This is a genomic window from Burkholderia dolosa (assembly GCF_902499135.1).
Classification (GTDB): domain Bacteria; phylum Pseudomonadota; class Gammaproteobacteria; order Burkholderiales; family Burkholderiaceae; genus Burkholderia; species Burkholderia dolosa.
On sequence record NZ_CABVPR010000022.1, the window covers coordinates 21,600 to 36,534 of the forward strand.

Consider the following 14,935-nt stretch of genomic DNA (forward strand, 5'->3'; position numbering starts at 1 on the left):
AGAGGAGAGAGCGTTCAGCGTGCGGCGAGCGCCGGCGTGGAGACGGTCCGCGCGGCCGCATAGTCGACGACCGAACCGGACACGCGCTGCGCGTAGGCGTCGGCACTCGACTTCAGCAGGAACGCGGTGAGCGTGCCCTGCGCGTCCTTCACGTACCAAGCCTGGTCGGCGAACAGCTTCAGTCCGCTCGCATGGTCGTGCACGAACACCGCGCGCACCTTCGCGGACGGGCCCAGCTTCGCGAGCGCCGCGAACGCGGACGCCGGGTTCGCGTAATGACGCACGGCCTCGTCGCCGGCCGGCCACACCTGCGCGACGTCGTTGAAATCGCGGATCGGCTTGCCGGTCGACGCATCGTTCGCGACGAGCGGTTGCCGGCCGTAGCGCTTCAGCGCCGCGTCGTAGTCGAGCCCCGATGCGGCGAACGCCGCGCGGATGTAGCGGTCGTCGACGAACGTCGCCGGGTCGGGCGCGGTGTCGGTCTTCTTCAGCAGCTTCAGCGTGTCGATCGCGGTCGCGACGGCCTGCCGGTATTCGGGCTTCCATGTGAAGTCGCGCGTCTGGATGCCGAGCGGGCCGTGATACAGATAGTCGACCGGCGCGTCGATGCCGGTGACCTTCTCGATCAGCAGGCTGTACTTCTCCGGGTTTTGCGCGAGCAGCCGGTTCGCTTCGATCGCCGCGCGCAGGTACGCGACGACGACTTCCGGATAGCGCTGCGCATAGTCGGCGTCGACGAGCGCGCCGTGGAAGGTCGGCGCATGCGTTTGCGCGCCGTCGTAGATCTTGCGCGCGATCCCGCGATACGGGAACAGATCGGCGAACGGCACGAAGTCCGCATGCGCGTCGATCTTGTTCGCCTTCAGCGCGCTGCCGGCCACCTCGGGCGCTTGCGTGACGATGTTGACGTCGGTGTCCGGATTCCATCCCTGCGCTTTGATCGCGCGCAGCAGCATCCCGTGCGCGGTCGACGCGAACGGCACCGAAATCGTCCTGCCCTTCAGATCGGCCAGCGAGCGCACCGGCGAATTCGACGGCACGACGATTCCGTTGCCGCTGCCGTCGATGCTGCCGTCCAGCACCGCGATGAACACGCTCCTGCGGCCGGCGTTGCGGAACGCGGCGCCGTTCAGCGCGCCGGGGAAGTCGGCCATCGCGCCGAAGTCGAGCTTGCCAGCGACCATCTCGTTGGTGAGCGGCGCGCCGGACGTGAAGTCCTTCCACTGCACGTCGTATCGGACGTCGCGATACTTGCCGGTGCGCGGCAGATACTTGTCGAGCAGGTGCAGTTCGCGGATCAGCAGGCCGCCGGTCGCGCAATTGATCGTCGTGTCCTGCGTGCCGATCGCGACGCGGATCGTTTCGGCATCCGCGGCGCCCGCGGCGGCGAGCGCAAGCGACGCGGCAAGGACGCGCAGCGTCCGTAGCGTGATGTTCATCTGTCGTCGGTCCGGTAGAGGGAAATCGATGGGCAGCCGATGCGCGCTCAGCGCAGCAGATACGGGATGTCGACCTTCACGGCGCCGGTCGGGCAGTCGCGTTCGCACGGCATGCAGTACCAGCATTCGTCGAACTGCATGTACGCCTTGCCCTTGGTCACGTCGATCGCGAGCAGGTCGAGCGGGCACACGTCGACGCATACGGTGCAGCCCTTGTCGGCGATGCAGCGTTCCTCGTCGATCGTCACGGGCGCGCTGCTGCGCAGGAAGATGTCGTGCGGCGTATGGGGCACGGTGTAGCTCCTCGTCAAAGAGCGGCCGCGAGCGCGGCCGGTTCGCGGATGCGCAGATGGGCGTATGCGCTGCGTTCGTCGTCGGCGAGCGGCACGATGTACGGTTCGACCGCGCGCTTCTCGCTGCGCATCGTGCCGTCGTCGGCCTTGCGCAGCCATGTGTGGCAGAACCATTGCGCGTCGTCGCGGTGCGGAAAGTCGACGCGGTGGTGGTACAGCCCCCAGCGGCTTTCCGTGCGAAACAGCGACGCGCGCGCGGCCATTTCCGCGCAGTCGCGGATCGCGCGCACCTCGGCCGCGCGCATCAGCTCGTGCGGATGATCGGCCTTGATCGATTCGATGTCGCCGGCGATGTCGGCGAAGCGCTGCAGCCCGATTTCCATCTTCCGCGTGACCTTCGGCGGCTGCAGATAGTCGTTCACCATCCGGCGCAGCTTGTATTCGACCTGCGCGGGCGCGAGGCCGTGCTCGCGCGCGAGCGGCGCGAACACGCGCGCGCGTTCGGCTTCGACCTGCGCGTCGTCGACGGGCGCATGATCGCGGCCGGCGACGTAGTCGGCCGCGTTCTGTCCGGCGAACCAGCCGTACGTGAACGCGCCGAGCATGTAGTTGTGCGGGACGGCCGCCATGTCGCCGGCCGCGTACAGGCCCGGCACGGTCGTTTCCGCGCGCGCGTTCACGTACACGCCCGATGCGCTGTGGCCGCTGCAGAAGCCGATCTCCGAGATGTGCATCTCGACCATCCGATGCCGGTAGTCGGTGCCGCGCCCCGCATGGAAGCGGCCGCGGCTCGGCCGCTCGTTCGTATGCAGGATCTGCTCGATGGTCTGAATGGTTTCTTCCGCGAGATGGTCGAGCTTCAGGAACACGGGCCCGTTGCCGCTCTGCAGCTCCTGATGGAACTCCCACATCATCTGGCCGCTCCAGTAGTCGCACTCGATGAAGCGCTCGCCCTTGCCGTTCGCGGTGAAGCCGCCGAGCGGCCCGGTCACGTATGCGCACGCGGGACCGTTGTAGTCCTTGATCAGCGGATTGATCTGGAAGCATTCGAGGTTCGCGAGCGCGGCGCCCGCGTGGTACGCCATCGCATAGCCGTCGCCCGCGTTGGTCGGATTCTCGTACGTGCCCATCAGATAGCCGGACGCTGGCAGGCCGAGGCGGCCGGCCGCGCCGCAGCACAGAATCACGGCCTTCGCGCGGATCACGTGGAAGTCGGCGCTGCGGCAGTCGAAGCCGAGCACGCCGCTCGCGCGGCCGTGCGCATCGGTCAGCACGCGCGTCGCGACGATCCGGTTCGTGATCGCGATGCGCGCGCGCTTCAGCTGCCGATACAGCACCTTCTTGATGTCGTGGCCTTCGGGCATCGGCAGCACGTACGAGCCCATGTGGTGCACCTTCTTCACCGCGTAGTCGCCGGTGCCGTCCTTCTCGAACTTCACGCCCCAGCGGTCGAGCTGCTCGATGGTCGCGAAGCTGTGCGCGGCGTACGCGTAGACGGCCTGCTGATCGACGATCCCGTCGTTCGCGATCGTGATCTCGCGCGTGTATTGCTCCGGCGTCGCATGGCCGGGGATCACCGCGTTGTTCAGGCCGTCCATGCCCATCGAAATCGCGCCGCTGCGCTTCACGTTCGCCTTTTCGAGCAGCAGCACGCGCAGCGACGGATCGCGCTCCTTCGCCTTGATCGCCGCCATCGGGCCGGCCGTGCCGCCGCCGACCACGACGATGTCGTATTCGAGTACATGGGTATTCATCGGGATTTCCTCGCAGGTTTGCGCGCGTTCGGACGATGGCGGTCGATGCGCAGCCGGTACTGGAACGCATCGCCGCGGAAGTACAGGTGTTCGTAGTCGATCGGCGCGCCGGCCGCGTCGTGCGTCAGGCGCTCGATGCGCAGCACGGGGCTGCCTTCCTCGACGCGCAGCGCATCGACGATCTCGTCGTCGGCGAGGATCGCGTCGATCGATACGTCGGCGTGGCCGAGCGGCACGCCGCAGTCGTTCTCGAGGATCAGGAAGATGTCGCGCGTCGCGAGATCGGCGCCCGCGATGCGCTTGCCGAGCGCCTCCGGCACCCACGTGCGTTCGAGCGACACGGGCTCGCGGTTCAGCAGCCGCACGCGATGGATCTCGACGAGCGGCGCGCCTTCGTGCAGGTTCAGCTTCGTCGCGAGATGGCGGTCGGCCTTCACGGTGCGCAGGCTGCGCAGCTGGTTCACGATTTCGTAGCCCATCGACGACATCGCTTCGGCGAAGCCCTGCAACGACGTCACGTTCTGAAACGCCTTCGGCTTGGACACGAACGTACCCTTGCCGTGCAGCTTGAACAGCAGCCCTTCCTTTTGCAGGTCGCCGAGCGCCTGCCGCACGGTGATGCGGCTCACGTCGAACATCGCGCAGAGTTCGTGCTCGGACGGCATCCGGCTGTGCGGCGCATAGGTGCCGTCGAGAATGCGTGCGCGCAGCGTGTCCTTGATCTGCACGTAGAGCGGGGCCGCCGACAGCGGCACGACGTTGGGCGGGGTCATCGGTAACTTGTTATGACAAGAAGGCTCGAGTGTAGGCAGCGCCGCTGCGCGGCCCAACCAACTATTTCTGATTTCGACTTTCCGATTCCGGAAAAGGGGCGCGGCGCGGTCGCGGGAGAACGGCGCGGCGGCGGGGCGCGCGAATACGCCGGTTCTCGTGACGGGCGAGCGACGTGATGACGTGACGGCGTGACGGCGCGGCGACGCGGCGACGCGGCGGCGTGCGCGTCGGGCGGTTTGCCTGCGGATGCCGGTGCGCGGCGCGCGATGGACCGCGCACGCGTCAATCCGCCGATGCCGAAAAATTTTCGTCTGGGCCAGCCGCGCATGTCGATTTCGCGCGAGCCCGTTCGTCGTACCGATATCGACCGGCCGCGCGTCGACGCCCGCGCCGGTTTCCCCGATGATGTCGACACGACCAAGGAGACACCCGATGCAGGATTCCCGATACCGCTGGATCATCGTCGCCGCGGGCGGCGTGATGGGTTGCGTCGCGATCGGCGCGATGTTTTCGCTGCCCGTATTTCTTCGGCCGATCGCGCGCGACACCGGCTGGTCGATGACCGGCATTTCGGCCGCGATGACGCTCGGCTTCATCGCGATGGCGTTCGCGAGCATCGCGTGGGGCAGCCTGTCGGACCGCATCGGCACGCGCGCGGTCGTCGTGACCGGCTCGGTGCTGCTGGCCGCGAGCCTCGCGCTGGCGAGCCGCGCGTCGTCGCTGTTCGCATTCCAGGCGATCTTCGGCATCGCCGTCGGCGGTGCGACGGCTGCGATATTCGCGCCGATGATGGCCTGCGTGACCGGCTGGTTCGACACGCACCGCGGTCTGGCCGTATCGCTCGTGTCGGCCGGCATGGGGATGGCGCCGATGACGATGTCGCCGTTCGCCGCATGGCTCGTGTCGATGTACGGCTGGCGCACGTCGATGCTGGCGATCGCCGTGCTGGCGGCCGCCGTGATGATTCCGGCGTCGCTGCTCGTGCGCCGCGCGCCCGCGCTCGAGCGCACGACCGCGACGCCGGCGGACGCCGCCGCGCATTCGTCGATGTCGGTCGCGGATGCGTTGCGCTCGCCGCAGTTCGTCGTGCTGCTGCTCACCAACTTCTTCTGCTGCGCGACGCATTCCGGTCCGATTTTTCATACGGTCAGCTATGCGGTGACGTGCGGGATCCCGCTGATCGTCGCGGTGTCGATCTACAGCGTCGAAGGGCTCGCGGGGATGGGCGGCCGGATCGCGTTCGGCATCCTCGGCGACCGGTTCGGCGCGAAGCGCATGCTGGTGGCCGGGCTGTTCGCGCAGGCGCTCGGCGCGCTCGGCTACTACTTCGTGCGCACGCTCGACGGCTTCTACGCGGTCGCGACGCTGTTCGGCTTCATCTACGCGGGTGTGATGCCGCTGTATTCGGTGCTCGCGCGCGAGAACTTCCCGCTGCGGATGATGGGGACGGTGATCGGCGGCAGTGCGATGGCCGGCAGCCTCGGGATGGCGGCGGGGCCCGTCGCGGGCGGCCTGATCGTCGACACGCTCGGCAGCTACGGCTGGCTGTACCTCGGCTCGTTCGCGATCGGCGTCGGCGCGAGCCTGATCGCGATGACGTTCCGTCCGTTCGCGAAACCGCACGCGGATGCGGTCGCGGCCTGATCGGGCAACGGCGTGACGAACGCCGGCGCGCGCACCGGCGAGCGCGAAAGCGGGCCGATCGACGCGGCCTGCGCTCGGCCCGCGGTCGCGCGACGCTCGCTGCGGCGCAGCGAACGAGCGAAGTAACGGGCATCGGCACGCATACGCGCGGATCCTGCCCCTAAAAATGCAATATCGAACATCCATTCGAACGGGCCTGTCATACGCGCGTCACCCTGCTAGAATTCGCCTGCCGCATTGTTCCGATTGACTGATGAGATTGCTTGACGCCCTGGTCGAACAGCGTATTGCCGCCGCCGCCGCGCGGGGCGAGTTCGACGATTTGCCGGGTACCGGCGCACCTCAGGCGCTGGATGACGACCTCCTCGTGCCCGAGGAGGTACGGGTGGCCAACCGTATCCTGAAGAACGCGGGCTTCGTGCCGCCGGCCGTCGAACAGCTGCGCGCGCTGCGCAACCTGCAGGACGAGTTGCAGGCGGTGAGCGACCGCGCCGCGCGTTGCCGGCTGCAGGCGAAGATCCTCGCGCTCGACATGGCGCTCGAATCGCTGCGCGGCGGCCCGATGGTGATGCCGCGCGAGTATTGCCGGCGCATCGCGGAACGCCTGTGCGAACGCGGGCTCGACGACGCGTCCGCCGAAGCGGGGCCGATGTGACGTCCGACGTGCTGCGCGACGCGGCAACCGATTCTTCCGTCCGTTCTCCTTCTGTCGAAGCGGCGCCCGTGTCGGCGCGCGACGCGCATTTCATGCGTCTCGCGCAGGCTGCGGCCGAAGAGGCGCGCGCGGCCGGCGAGGTGCCGGTCGGCGCGGTGCTCGTGCGCGGCGACGAAGTGATCGCCCGCGGCTTCAATCATCCGATCGGCGGGCACGATCCGTCCGCGCATGCGGAAATGGCCGCGCTGCGCATGGCCGCGCAGCGGCTGCAGAACTACCGGATGCCGGGCTGCGAGCTGTACGTGACGCTCGAGCCGTGCCTGATGTGCGCGGGCGCGATCATGCATGCGCGGATCGCGCGCGTCGTGTACGGCGCCCCCGATCCGAAGACGGGCGCATGCGGCAGCGTGATCGACGCGTTCGCGAACACGCAGCTCAACCACCATGCCGAAGTGATCGGCGGCGTGCTCGCCGACGAGTGCGGCGCCGCGCTGAAATCGTTCTTCGCGGAGCGCCGGCGCGCATTGCGCGACGCGCGACTCGCGCGCGACGCCGCGTCCGGCGCGTCATAGGCTCACCGCATCGCCGATCGAGCCGCACCGGCGCGCCGGGCCCGACAAGCCCGGTGAACCGGCGACGGTTCGGACCCTCTAAGCAGGTTTGACGAACCGACACCCTCCAGCCATGTCTTTCCAGCCCGCCGCGTCCTACACCATTCGCCTGCTTGCGCCGTCCGGCTATCCGCACGATCCCGACGCGATCAATCGCGCGCTCGAACGCCTGAGCATCGCGCAGCACCGGATCGAGAACGTCGAGGCGACGCAGCGGCGCTTCCAGCGTTTCGGCGGCACCGACGGCGAACGGGCCGGCGATCTGAATCGGCTCGCCGATCCCGAACGGCCGCTGCCGGACATCGCGCTCGCGGTGCGCGGCGGGTACGGCGCCGCGCGCATCCTGCACGGGCTCGACTATCGCGGGCTCGAGCGCCGCCTGCGCGATCAGCCGATCGCGCTCGTCGGCCACAGCGACTTCACCGCGATCCAGCTCGCGCTGTATGCGAAGGCGCGGATCAAGACGTTCGGCGGCCCGATGCTGTCGGCCGACTTCGGCGCCGAGACGCCGAGCGAATTCACGATGCAGCATTTCTGGCGGACGCTGACGCAGCCGAGCACGACGATCGTCGCCGAGGCGCCGCAGGCGCAGACCGTCAACGTGACGGGCACGCTGTGGGGCGGCAATCTCGCGATCCTGGCGTCGCTGGTCGGCACGCCGTACATGCCGGACATCGACGGCGGGATCCTGTTCATCGAGGACGTCAACGAACAGCCGTTCCGGATCGAGCGGATGATCTACCAGCTGCATTTGTCTGGACTGCTCGCGCGCCAGCAGGCGCTCGTGCTCGGACAGTTCACCGGCGCGCGGCCGTTCGAGTACGACAACGGCTACGACATGCAGGCGATGATCGATCAGGTGCGCTCGGTGATCGGCATTCCGGTGATCACCGGGCTGCAGTTCGGTCACGTTCCCGATCTGCTGACGCTGCCGTTCGGCGCGCGCGCGGAACTCGTCGCGAATGCGCACGGGTTCCGGCTCACGATGTCGGACTATCCGCATCTCGGCTGAGCCGAACCGGTACGATCGCAAGGCGGGGTTTTCCCGCCTTTTTCTTTTGGCAAGTGCGCAACTAACGATCGGCAATTCGGCACGCCGGCAACATGCTCTCCGCCATTTCGTGCACCATTTTTGTCAACAAAATTTCCGGCCGGGTATACGCCGACATCACTTGCGGATGGGCCTGAAACGCTTGCCATGCATGGATTTCGTGCGCGACGCACCGAATCGATGCGCGTCGATGCGCGCCGATTGTGCGAACTCCGGGAAAAGAATTGTTGACAATCTTTATGTCCGTTCTACGATGAGGACCATCACACGATGCAGATCATGAACGAGCCCGAATCCCCGTCGTCCGGCGCCGCCGGCCCCGAAGCGATCGCCGAGCGGATCCGCACCGCGATCCTCGAGCATCGGCTCGCGCCCGGCGCGAAGCTGACGGAGGCGCAGCTCTGCGACGTATTCGGCGTAAAGCGCGGGACGATCCGCCAGGCGCTCGCGCAACTGGCGACCGACAAGCTGGTCGATCTCGAGCCGAACCGCGGCGCGTTCGTCGCGAGCCCGACGCTGCAGGACGTGCACGAGGTGTTCGAGATGCGCCGGATCATCGAGCTCGCGGTCGTCGAGCGGCTCGCGACCGGGCCGGGCGCGAAGCGGCTGAAGGGTGTCGCGGCGCTGATCGACAAGGAGCGCAAGGCGTTCGAGCGGCACGATTTCGCCGCGTGGATCCGGCTGTCGGGCGAGTTCCATACGGCGCTCGCGGCGCTGACGGGCAACGCGACGCTCTGCGAGTGCCTCGAAGGGCTCGTCGCACGCTCGACGCTGATGTCGGCGCTGTACGAATCGCACGGTCGCAGCCCGTGCTCGTTCGACGACCACGGCGAAATCCTGGCCGCGCTCGAAGCCGGCGATCCGAAGCGGGCGGCGGCGCTGATGGCGCACCACCTGCAGCATGTCGAACTGAAGATGCTGGACCGGCCCGCGCAAGGGCAGGTCGATTTGCGCGAAGTGTTCGGCGGCGCCTGAGCGGCGACGCGAACCACGGCTGCGCGCCACACGGACGAGAGCAATGCCGGCCTGCGGGTATGCCGCGGGCCGCAAGTCCGACTCCGGGCGAGGATCCGGAGCGATGTCGACGACGATGAGCGGCGATCCGGCCGCATCAAGGAGAAGTCATGGCTCAGTTCAGTGTGGCGCACGACAGCGCCTATCCGGCGGAAGGCCGCAGCGACGGCGGCGGCCCCGCGCTGCCGGACGGCTACAGCGAGCGGCTGTACAACGAAGATTTGGCGCCGCTTCGAAACCAGACGTGGGGCTCGTACAACATCTTCGCGTTCTGGATGTCGGACGTGCATAGCGTCGGCGGCTACGTGTTCGCCGGCAGCCTGTTCGCGCTCGGGCTGACGAGCTGGCAGGTGCTGATCGCGCTGATCGTCGGGATCGGCATCGTCAATCTGCTGTGCAACCTGATCGCGCGGCCGAGCCAGCAGATCGGCGTGCCGTATCCGGTCGCGTGCCGCGCGACGTTCGGCGTGCTCGGCGCGAACGTGCCGGCCGTGATTCGCGGGCTGATCGCGATCGCGTGGTACGGCATCCAGACGTATCTCGCATCGAGCGCGCTCGTGATCGTCGTGCTGAAATTCTTCCCGCAATGGATGCCGTACGCGGACGTTCATCGCTACGGTTTTCTCGGGCTGTCCGCGGTCGGCTGGGCCGGCTTCATGCTGCTGTGGGTGCTGCAGGCGTTCGTGTTCTGGAACGGGATGGAGACGATCAAGAAGTTCATCGACTTCGCGGGCCCGGCCGTCTACGTCGTGATGTTCATCCTCGCCGGCTACATGGTGTGGCGCGCGGGCTGGCGCAACATCGGGATCAATCTCGGCGGCGTCAAGTATCACGGCGCGCAGGTGATTCCGGTGATGATCACCGCCGTGTCGCTCGTCGTGTCGTACTTCTCCGGGCCGATGCTGAATTTCGGCGACTTCTCGCGCTATTGCCGCTCGTTCGGCGACGTGAAGCGCGGCAACTTCTGGGGGTTGCCGGTCAACTTCCTCGCGTTCTCGCTCGTCACGGTGATCACGACGGCCGCGACGCTGCCCGTGTTCGGCGAACTGATCACGGACCCGGTCGAGACGGTCGGCCGCATCGATCATCCGACCGCGGTGATCCTCGGCGCGCTGACGTTCACGATCGCGACGATCGGCATCAACATCGTCGCGAACTTCGTGTCGCCGGCGTTCGACTTCTCGAACGTCGCGCCGCGGCTGATCAGCTGGCGCGCGGGCGGGATGCTGGCCGCCGTCGCGTCGATCTTCATCACGCCGTGGAACCTGTTCAACAACCCGGCCGTGATCCACTACACGCTCGACGTGCTCGGCGCGTTCATCGGCCCGCTGTACGGCGTGCTGATCGCCGACTTCTATCTCGTCAAGCGCGGCCGGCTCGCGCGCGACGACCTGTACACGATGTCGCAGAGCGGGGCGTACTGGTACACCGGCGGCGTGAACCGCCGCGCGCTGGCCGCGCTGCTGCCGGCGGCGCTGATCGCGATCGTGTGCGTGATGATGCCGGGCTGGGGCGACGTCGCGAACTTCTCGTGGTTCATCGGCGCGGGGCTCGGCTTCGTGTTCTATCGCGTGTTCGCGGGCGCGAAGCATTGAGGAGCGCGCAATGAAGATCAAGCTGATCAATCCGAACACGACGCAGCGCATGACCGACGCGATGGGACGCTGCGCGCGCGAAGTCGCGGCGGCCGGCACCGAGATCGTCGCTGTGAGCCCGACGATGGGACCGCCGTCGATCGAAGGGTATTACGACGAGGCACTCGCGACACCGGGGCTGCTCGCCGAGATCGCGCAGGGCGAGCGTGACGGCTTCGACGCGTACGTGATCGCGTGCTTCGGCGACCCCGGCCTGTATGCGGCGCGCGAACTCGCGCGCGGGCCGGTGATCGGCATCGCGGAGGCCGCGATGCACGCGGCGAGCGTGCTCGCGCCCGGCTTCTCCGTCGTCACCACGCTCGCGCGCACCTGCGGGATGGCGTGGCATCTCGCGGAGCGCTACGGGATGAAGCGGTTCTGCCGCAACGTGCGCGCGACCGACGTCGCGGTGCTCGAACTCGACCGGCCGGGCTCGGCGGCGCGGCGGATCATCGTCGACGAATGCCGGCGCGCGCTCGACGAGGACGGCGCCGATGCGATCGTGCTCGGCTGCGCGGGCATGGCCGAGTTCGCGCACGAGATCGAGCAGCAGATCGGCGCGCCGGTGGTCGAAGGCGTGACGGCTGCCGTCAAGTGGGCCGAGGCGCTCGTGTCGCTGCGCCTCGCGACCGCGAAGCGCGGCGACTACGCACGGCCGCTCGCGAAGCGCTACGACGGCGAGTTCGCCCGCTTCAGCCCGCCCGGCGACGCGGCGAGCGAGCCGGCGGCCGCGGCAGCCGCCGCGCGCGGCGCAACCGTCGTCGCCGAGCCGGCGCCGGCTTTGCCGCGACCGCACATACACACCGTGTGACCTGCACTATCTGCGCCGCTGTATGGGCGCGTATGGGCGTTTTCGCTACACTGGGCCGTCATCGCATCGGCCCGCGCAGCGTGCTTCCGGCGCTGCGCGACCGATGCGAACCCATTATTTCCAGCCCGCTTTCGTCGCTTCTCGAACCATGTCAAACGACTCCCGCTATCCTCGCGACCTGATCGGCTACGGCCGCCACCCGGTGCAGGCGAACTGGCCGGGGCGCGCCCGCGTCGCCGTGCAATTCGTGCTGAACTACGAAGAGGGCGGCGAGAACTGCGTGCTGCACGGCGACCCGGCTTCCGAGCAGTTCCTGTCGGAGATCGTCGGCGCGGCCGCGTACCCTGACCGCCACATGAGCATGGAGTCGATCTACGAATACGGTTCGCGGGCCGGCGTGTGGCGCATTCTGCGCGAGTTCGAAAAGCGCGCGCTGCCGCTGACGGTGTTCGGCGTCGGGATGGCGATCGAGCGCCACCCGGAGGTCGCGCGCGCGTTCGTCGAGCTCGGCCATGAAATCGCGTGTCACGGCTGGCGCTGGATTCACTATCAGAACGTGACGCCCGAGCTCGAGGCCGAGCACATGCGGCTCGGGATGGAAGCGATCGAGCGCGTGACCGGCGTGCGTCCGCTCGGCTGGTATACGGGCCGCGACAGCCCGAACACGCATCGCCTCGTCGCCGAATACGGCGGCTTCCTGTACGACTCCGACTACTACGGCGACGACCTGCCGTTCTGGATGGACGTCGAGGTGTCGGGCGGCGGCACGTCGCCGCAGCTGATCGTCCCGTACACGCTCGACACGAACGACATGCGTTTCGCGACGCCGCAGGGCTTCAATACCGCCGACCATTTCTTCCATTACCTGCGCGACGCGTTCGACGTGCTGTACGAAGAGGGCGACGAAGCGCCGAAGATGCTGTCGATCGGCATGCACTGCCGGCTGCTCGGCCGGCCCGGCCGCTTCCGCGCGCTGCAGCGTTTCCTCGACCACATCGAGAAGCACGACCGCGTATGGGTGACGCGCCGTGTCGATATCGCGCGCCACTGGCGTGAACATCATCCGTATCAGCCCAATCATCGAAACGAAGGGAAAGCATGAAGGCGATGCGTTACACGTTGGAGCAACTGAATGCGATGGCGCCGAGCGCGTTCGTCGCGGCGCTGTCGGGCATTTTCGAGCACTCGCCGTGGGTGGCGGAGCTCGCCGCCGCCGAGCGGCCGTTCGCGAGCATCGACGCGCTGCACGACACGATGTCGCGCGCGGTCGAAACGGCCGGCGAAGCACGCCAGCTCGCGCTGATCAACGCGCACCCGGAGTTGGCCGGCAAGGCGGCGGTGCGCGGCGAACTGACCGCCGAGTCGACGCGCGAGCAGAGCGGCGCGGGCCTCGACCAGTGCACGCAGGCAGAATTCGACAAGCTGCAGACGCTGAACCGCACGTATCGCGAGAAGTTCGGCTTCCCGTTCATCCTCGCGGTGCGCGGCTACGACCGGCACGGCATCATCGCGAACTTCGAGCAGCGCGTGAATCATTCGCGCGCCGACGAGCTGCGCACGAGTCTCGACCAGATCTACCGGATCGCGCGCTTTCGCCTCGACGACCTGATCGACGCGTGACACCGCACACGGCTTGCTGCGCCGCGGCGGGCCGCTTCGCCTCATTGAAACAAGGAAACATCATGGCTCTTCCGCTTCTCGATCCCGATGCCCCCGAATTCACGCGGCGCTACGTGAACCTCGCCGATCCGCGTCTCGGTGCGCACGCGCTCGAAGCCAGCGACGATTTCTTCGCGCCGAAGGAGCGCATGCTGAACCCCGAGCCCGCAGTGTTCATTCCCGGCAAGTATGACGACCACGGCAAGTGGATGGACGGCTGGGAGACGCGCCGCAAGCGCACGACCGGCTACGACTGGTGCATCGTGAAGCTCGCGCGCCCGGGCGTGATCAAGGGCTTCGATATCGACACGAGCCACTTCACCGGCAACTTCCCGCCGGCCGCGTCGGTCGAGGCCGCGTACGTCGCCGACGGCGTGCCGACGCATGCGACCGAGTGGGTCGAGATCGTGCCGTCGACGACGCTGCAGGGCAACAGCCATCACTACATCGAAGCGCACGACGCACGCGCGTTCACGCATCTGCGCCTGAACATCTACCCGGACGGCGGCATCGCGCGCCTGCGCGTGTATGGTCAGCCGCAGCTCGACTGGGCCGGCGCGAGCGCGACCGAGCAGTTCGATCTCGCCGCGATGGAGAACGGCGGGTACATCGTCGCGGCGAACAACCAGCACTTCGGTGCCGCGTCGAACCTGCTGCTGCCGGGCCGCGGCGTGAACATGGGTGACGGCTGGGAGACGCGTCGTCGCCGCGAGCCGGGCAACGACTGGGCGATCGTCGCGCTCGCGCAGCCGGGCGTGATTCGCCGGATCGAAGTCGACACCGCATTCTTCAAGGGCAACTATCCGGACCGCTGCTCGATCCAGGCCGCGTACGTATCGGGCGGCACCGACAGCTCGCTGATCACGCAGTCGATGTTCTGGCCGACGCTGCTCGGCGAGCAGAAGCTGCAGATGGACAAGCAGCACTATTTCGAACGCGAAATCGAGTCGCTCGGCCCGGTCACGCACGTGCGGCTGAACATCATTCCCGACGGCGGCGTGTCGCGGCTGCGCCTGTGGGGGACGCTCGACAAATGAAGACGCTCGCCATCGAACCGCTGACCAAGGCCGCGTTTGCGCCGTTCGGCGACGTGATCGAGACGGAAGGGGCGAAGCAGATTCCGATCAATCTCGGCACGACGATCCGTTTTCACGATCTCGCGAAGATCGACGTGACCGACGCAGGCGGGCGCACGCTCGTCAATCTGTTCCGCGGCCAGCCGCGCACGCTGCCGTTCGAGGTGAAGATGCTCGAGCGGCATCCGCTCGGCAGCCAGGCGTTCATTCCGCTGAACGACCGGCCGTATCTGGTCGTCGTTGCGCCGGCCGGCGATCTCGATCCGTCGAAGATCCGCGCGTTCGTGACGAGCGGCTGGCAGGGCGTCAACTATGCGAAGGGCGTGTGGCATCACCCGCTGATCGCGCTCGGCGAAGTCAGCGACTTCATCGTCGTCGATCGCGGCGGCGACGGGCTGAACCTGAACGAGCAGGATCTGCCCGAATCGTTGTGGCTCACCGAGGATGCGCTCGACGCGGTGACGGCCTGAGCCGCCGTTCGTCGCAGTGCGATACAGGAACCCGCGCGATTCGCGCGGGT

15 protein-coding genes are annotated in these 14,935 nt (G+C 67.6%); 11 read left to right on the plus strand and 4 right to left on the minus strand.

Annotated features, from left to right (window positions below; genetic code table 11):
* Positions 1–14: 14 nt before the first annotated feature.
* Genes BUB20358_RS12200 through BUB20358_RS12215 form a run of 4 tightly spaced genes read right to left on the minus strand, consistent with a single transcriptional unit; the run spans position 15 to position 4,259 of the window.
* Positions 15–1,439, minus strand: coding sequence for an ABC transporter substrate-binding protein (locus tag BUB20358_RS12200; RefSeq protein WP_006764073.1), 1,425 nt, complete (start codon positions 1,437–1,439; stop codon positions 15–17).
* A 47-nt stretch (positions 1,440–1,486) separates the two neighbouring features.
* Positions 1,487–1,732, minus strand: a complete 246-nt coding sequence (locus tag BUB20358_RS12205; protein WP_006764074.1) for a 4Fe-4S dicluster domain-containing protein — start codon at positions 1,730–1,732, stop codon at positions 1,487–1,489.
* 14 nt (positions 1,733–1,746) lie between these two features.
* Positions 1,747–3,486 (minus strand): fumarate reductase/succinate dehydrogenase flavoprotein subunit, encoded by a 1,740-nt coding sequence (locus BUB20358_RS12210; protein ID WP_006764075.1) that lies wholly within the window; start codon positions 3,484–3,486, stop codon positions 1,747–1,749.
* Complete coding sequence (locus BUB20358_RS12215) at positions 3,483–4,259, minus strand: GntR family transcriptional regulator (RefSeq protein ID WP_006764076.1); 777 nt, start codon at positions 4,257–4,259, stop codon at positions 3,483–3,485. Before BUB20358_RS12215 ends, BUB20358_RS12210 begins: the two co-directional genes overlap by 4 nt.
* Positions 4,260–4,692: 433 nt before the next feature.
* Here BUB20358_RS12215 and BUB20358_RS12220 point away from each other — a divergent pair, with 433 nt between their 5' ends.
* From BUB20358_RS12220 to BUB20358_RS12270, 11 genes are all read left to right on the plus strand, one after another.
* Positions 4,693–5,904 carry an MFS transporter gene (locus BUB20358_RS12220; protein ID WP_035972192.1) on the plus strand — a complete coding sequence of 404 codons (1,212 nt, stop codon included), beginning with the start codon at positions 4,693–4,695 and terminating at the stop codon, positions 5,902–5,904.
* Between the two features lie 253 nt (positions 5,905–6,157).
* On the plus strand, positions 6,158–6,559 hold the full coding sequence (locus BUB20358_RS12225; RefSeq protein ID WP_006764078.1) for a DnaJ family domain-containing protein: 402 nt from the start codon (positions 6,158–6,160) through the stop codon (positions 6,557–6,559).
* Positions 6,556–7,131 (plus strand): tRNA adenosine(34) deaminase TadA, encoded by a 576-nt coding sequence (gene tadA, locus BUB20358_RS12230; protein WP_035972193.1) that lies wholly within the window; start codon positions 6,556–6,558, stop codon positions 7,129–7,131. Before BUB20358_RS12225 ends, tadA begins: the two co-directional genes overlap by 4 nt.
* Before the next feature lie 112 nt (positions 7,132–7,243).
* Complete coding sequence (ldcA, locus tag BUB20358_RS12235) at positions 7,244–8,182, plus strand: muramoyltetrapeptide carboxypeptidase (protein ID WP_006764080.1); 939 nt, start codon at positions 7,244–7,246, stop codon at positions 8,180–8,182.
* A 309-nt stretch (positions 8,183–8,491) separates the two neighbouring features.
* A complete protein-coding gene (locus BUB20358_RS12240) occupies positions 8,492–9,196 on the plus strand; it encodes a GntR family transcriptional regulator (protein WP_006764081.1) in 705 nt (234 codons plus the stop codon).
* Between the two features lie 149 nt (positions 9,197–9,345).
* Positions 9,346–10,830: an NCS1 family nucleobase:cation symporter-1 gene (locus BUB20358_RS12245; RefSeq protein WP_006764082.1), complete on the plus strand. Its 1,485-nt coding sequence runs from the start codon at positions 9,346–9,348 to the stop codon at positions 10,828–10,830.
* Between the two features lie 10 nt (positions 10,831–10,840).
* Positions 10,841–11,680 carry an aspartate/glutamate racemase family protein gene (locus BUB20358_RS12250; RefSeq protein WP_006764083.1) on the plus strand — a complete coding sequence of 280 codons (840 nt, stop codon included), beginning with the start codon at positions 10,841–10,843 and terminating at the stop codon, positions 11,678–11,680.
* A 148-nt stretch (positions 11,681–11,828) separates the two neighbouring features.
* Positions 11,829–12,782, plus strand: coding sequence for an allantoinase PuuE (puuE, locus tag BUB20358_RS12255; RefSeq protein WP_006764084.1), 954 nt, complete (start codon positions 11,829–11,831; stop codon positions 12,780–12,782).
* The gene (gene uraD, locus BUB20358_RS12260) at positions 12,779–13,300 is read left to right on the plus strand and encodes a 2-oxo-4-hydroxy-4-carboxy-5-ureidoimidazoline decarboxylase (protein ID WP_006764085.1); all 522 of its coding nucleotides are present in this window, start codon (positions 12,779–12,781) and stop codon (positions 13,298–13,300) included. The genes puuE and uraD overlap by 4 nt, the downstream gene beginning before the upstream one ends.
* Before the next feature lie 62 nt (positions 13,301–13,362).
* Entirely contained in the window at positions 13,363–14,376 is a 1,014-nt protein-coding gene (gene alc, locus BUB20358_RS12265; protein ID WP_006764086.1) for an allantoicase, read from the plus strand.
* Complete coding sequence (locus BUB20358_RS12270) at positions 14,373–14,885, plus strand: ureidoglycolate lyase (RefSeq protein WP_035972194.1); 513 nt, start codon at positions 14,373–14,375, stop codon at positions 14,883–14,885. The genes alc and BUB20358_RS12270 overlap by 4 nt, the downstream gene beginning before the upstream one ends.
* Positions 14,886–14,935: the final 50 nt, after the last annotated feature.

Coding starts and splice junctions, on each gene's coding strand:
- BUB20358_RS12200 (WP_006764073.1), bottom strand. CDS start 1,439: ATGAACATCACGCTACGGACGCTGCGCGTCCTTGCCGCGTCGCTTGCG.
- BUB20358_RS12210 (WP_006764075.1), bottom strand. CDS start 3,486: ATGAATACCCATGTACTCGAATACGACATCGTCGTGGTCGGCGGCGGC.
- BUB20358_RS12215 (WP_006764076.1), bottom strand. CDS start 4,259: ATGACCCCGCCCAACGTCGTGCCGCTGTCGGCGGCCCCGCTCTACGTG.
- BUB20358_RS12220 (WP_035972192.1), top strand. CDS start 4,693: ATGCAGGATTCCCGATACCGCTGGATCATCGTCGCCGCGGGCGGCGTG.
- BUB20358_RS12225 (WP_006764078.1), top strand. CDS start 6,158: ATGAGATTGCTTGACGCCCTGGTCGAACAGCGTATTGCCGCCGCCGCC.
- ldcA (WP_006764080.1), top strand. CDS start 7,244: ATGTCTTTCCAGCCCGCCGCGTCCTACACCATTCGCCTGCTTGCGCCG.
- BUB20358_RS12240 (WP_006764081.1), top strand. CDS start 8,492: ATGCAGATCATGAACGAGCCCGAATCCCCGTCGTCCGGCGCCGCCGGC.
- BUB20358_RS12245 (WP_006764082.1), top strand. CDS start 9,346: ATGGCTCAGTTCAGTGTGGCGCACGACAGCGCCTATCCGGCGGAAGGC.
- BUB20358_RS12250 (WP_006764083.1), top strand. CDS start 10,841: ATGAAGATCAAGCTGATCAATCCGAACACGACGCAGCGCATGACCGAC.
- puuE (WP_006764084.1), top strand. CDS start 11,829: ATGTCAAACGACTCCCGCTATCCTCGCGACCTGATCGGCTACGGCCGC.
- uraD (WP_006764085.1), top strand. CDS start 12,779: ATGAAGGCGATGCGTTACACGTTGGAGCAACTGAATGCGATGGCGCCG.
- alc (WP_006764086.1), top strand. CDS start 13,363: ATGGCTCTTCCGCTTCTCGATCCCGATGCCCCCGAATTCACGCGGCGC.
- BUB20358_RS12270 (WP_035972194.1), top strand. CDS start 14,373: ATGAAGACGCTCGCCATCGAACCGCTGACCAAGGCCGCGTTTGCGCCG.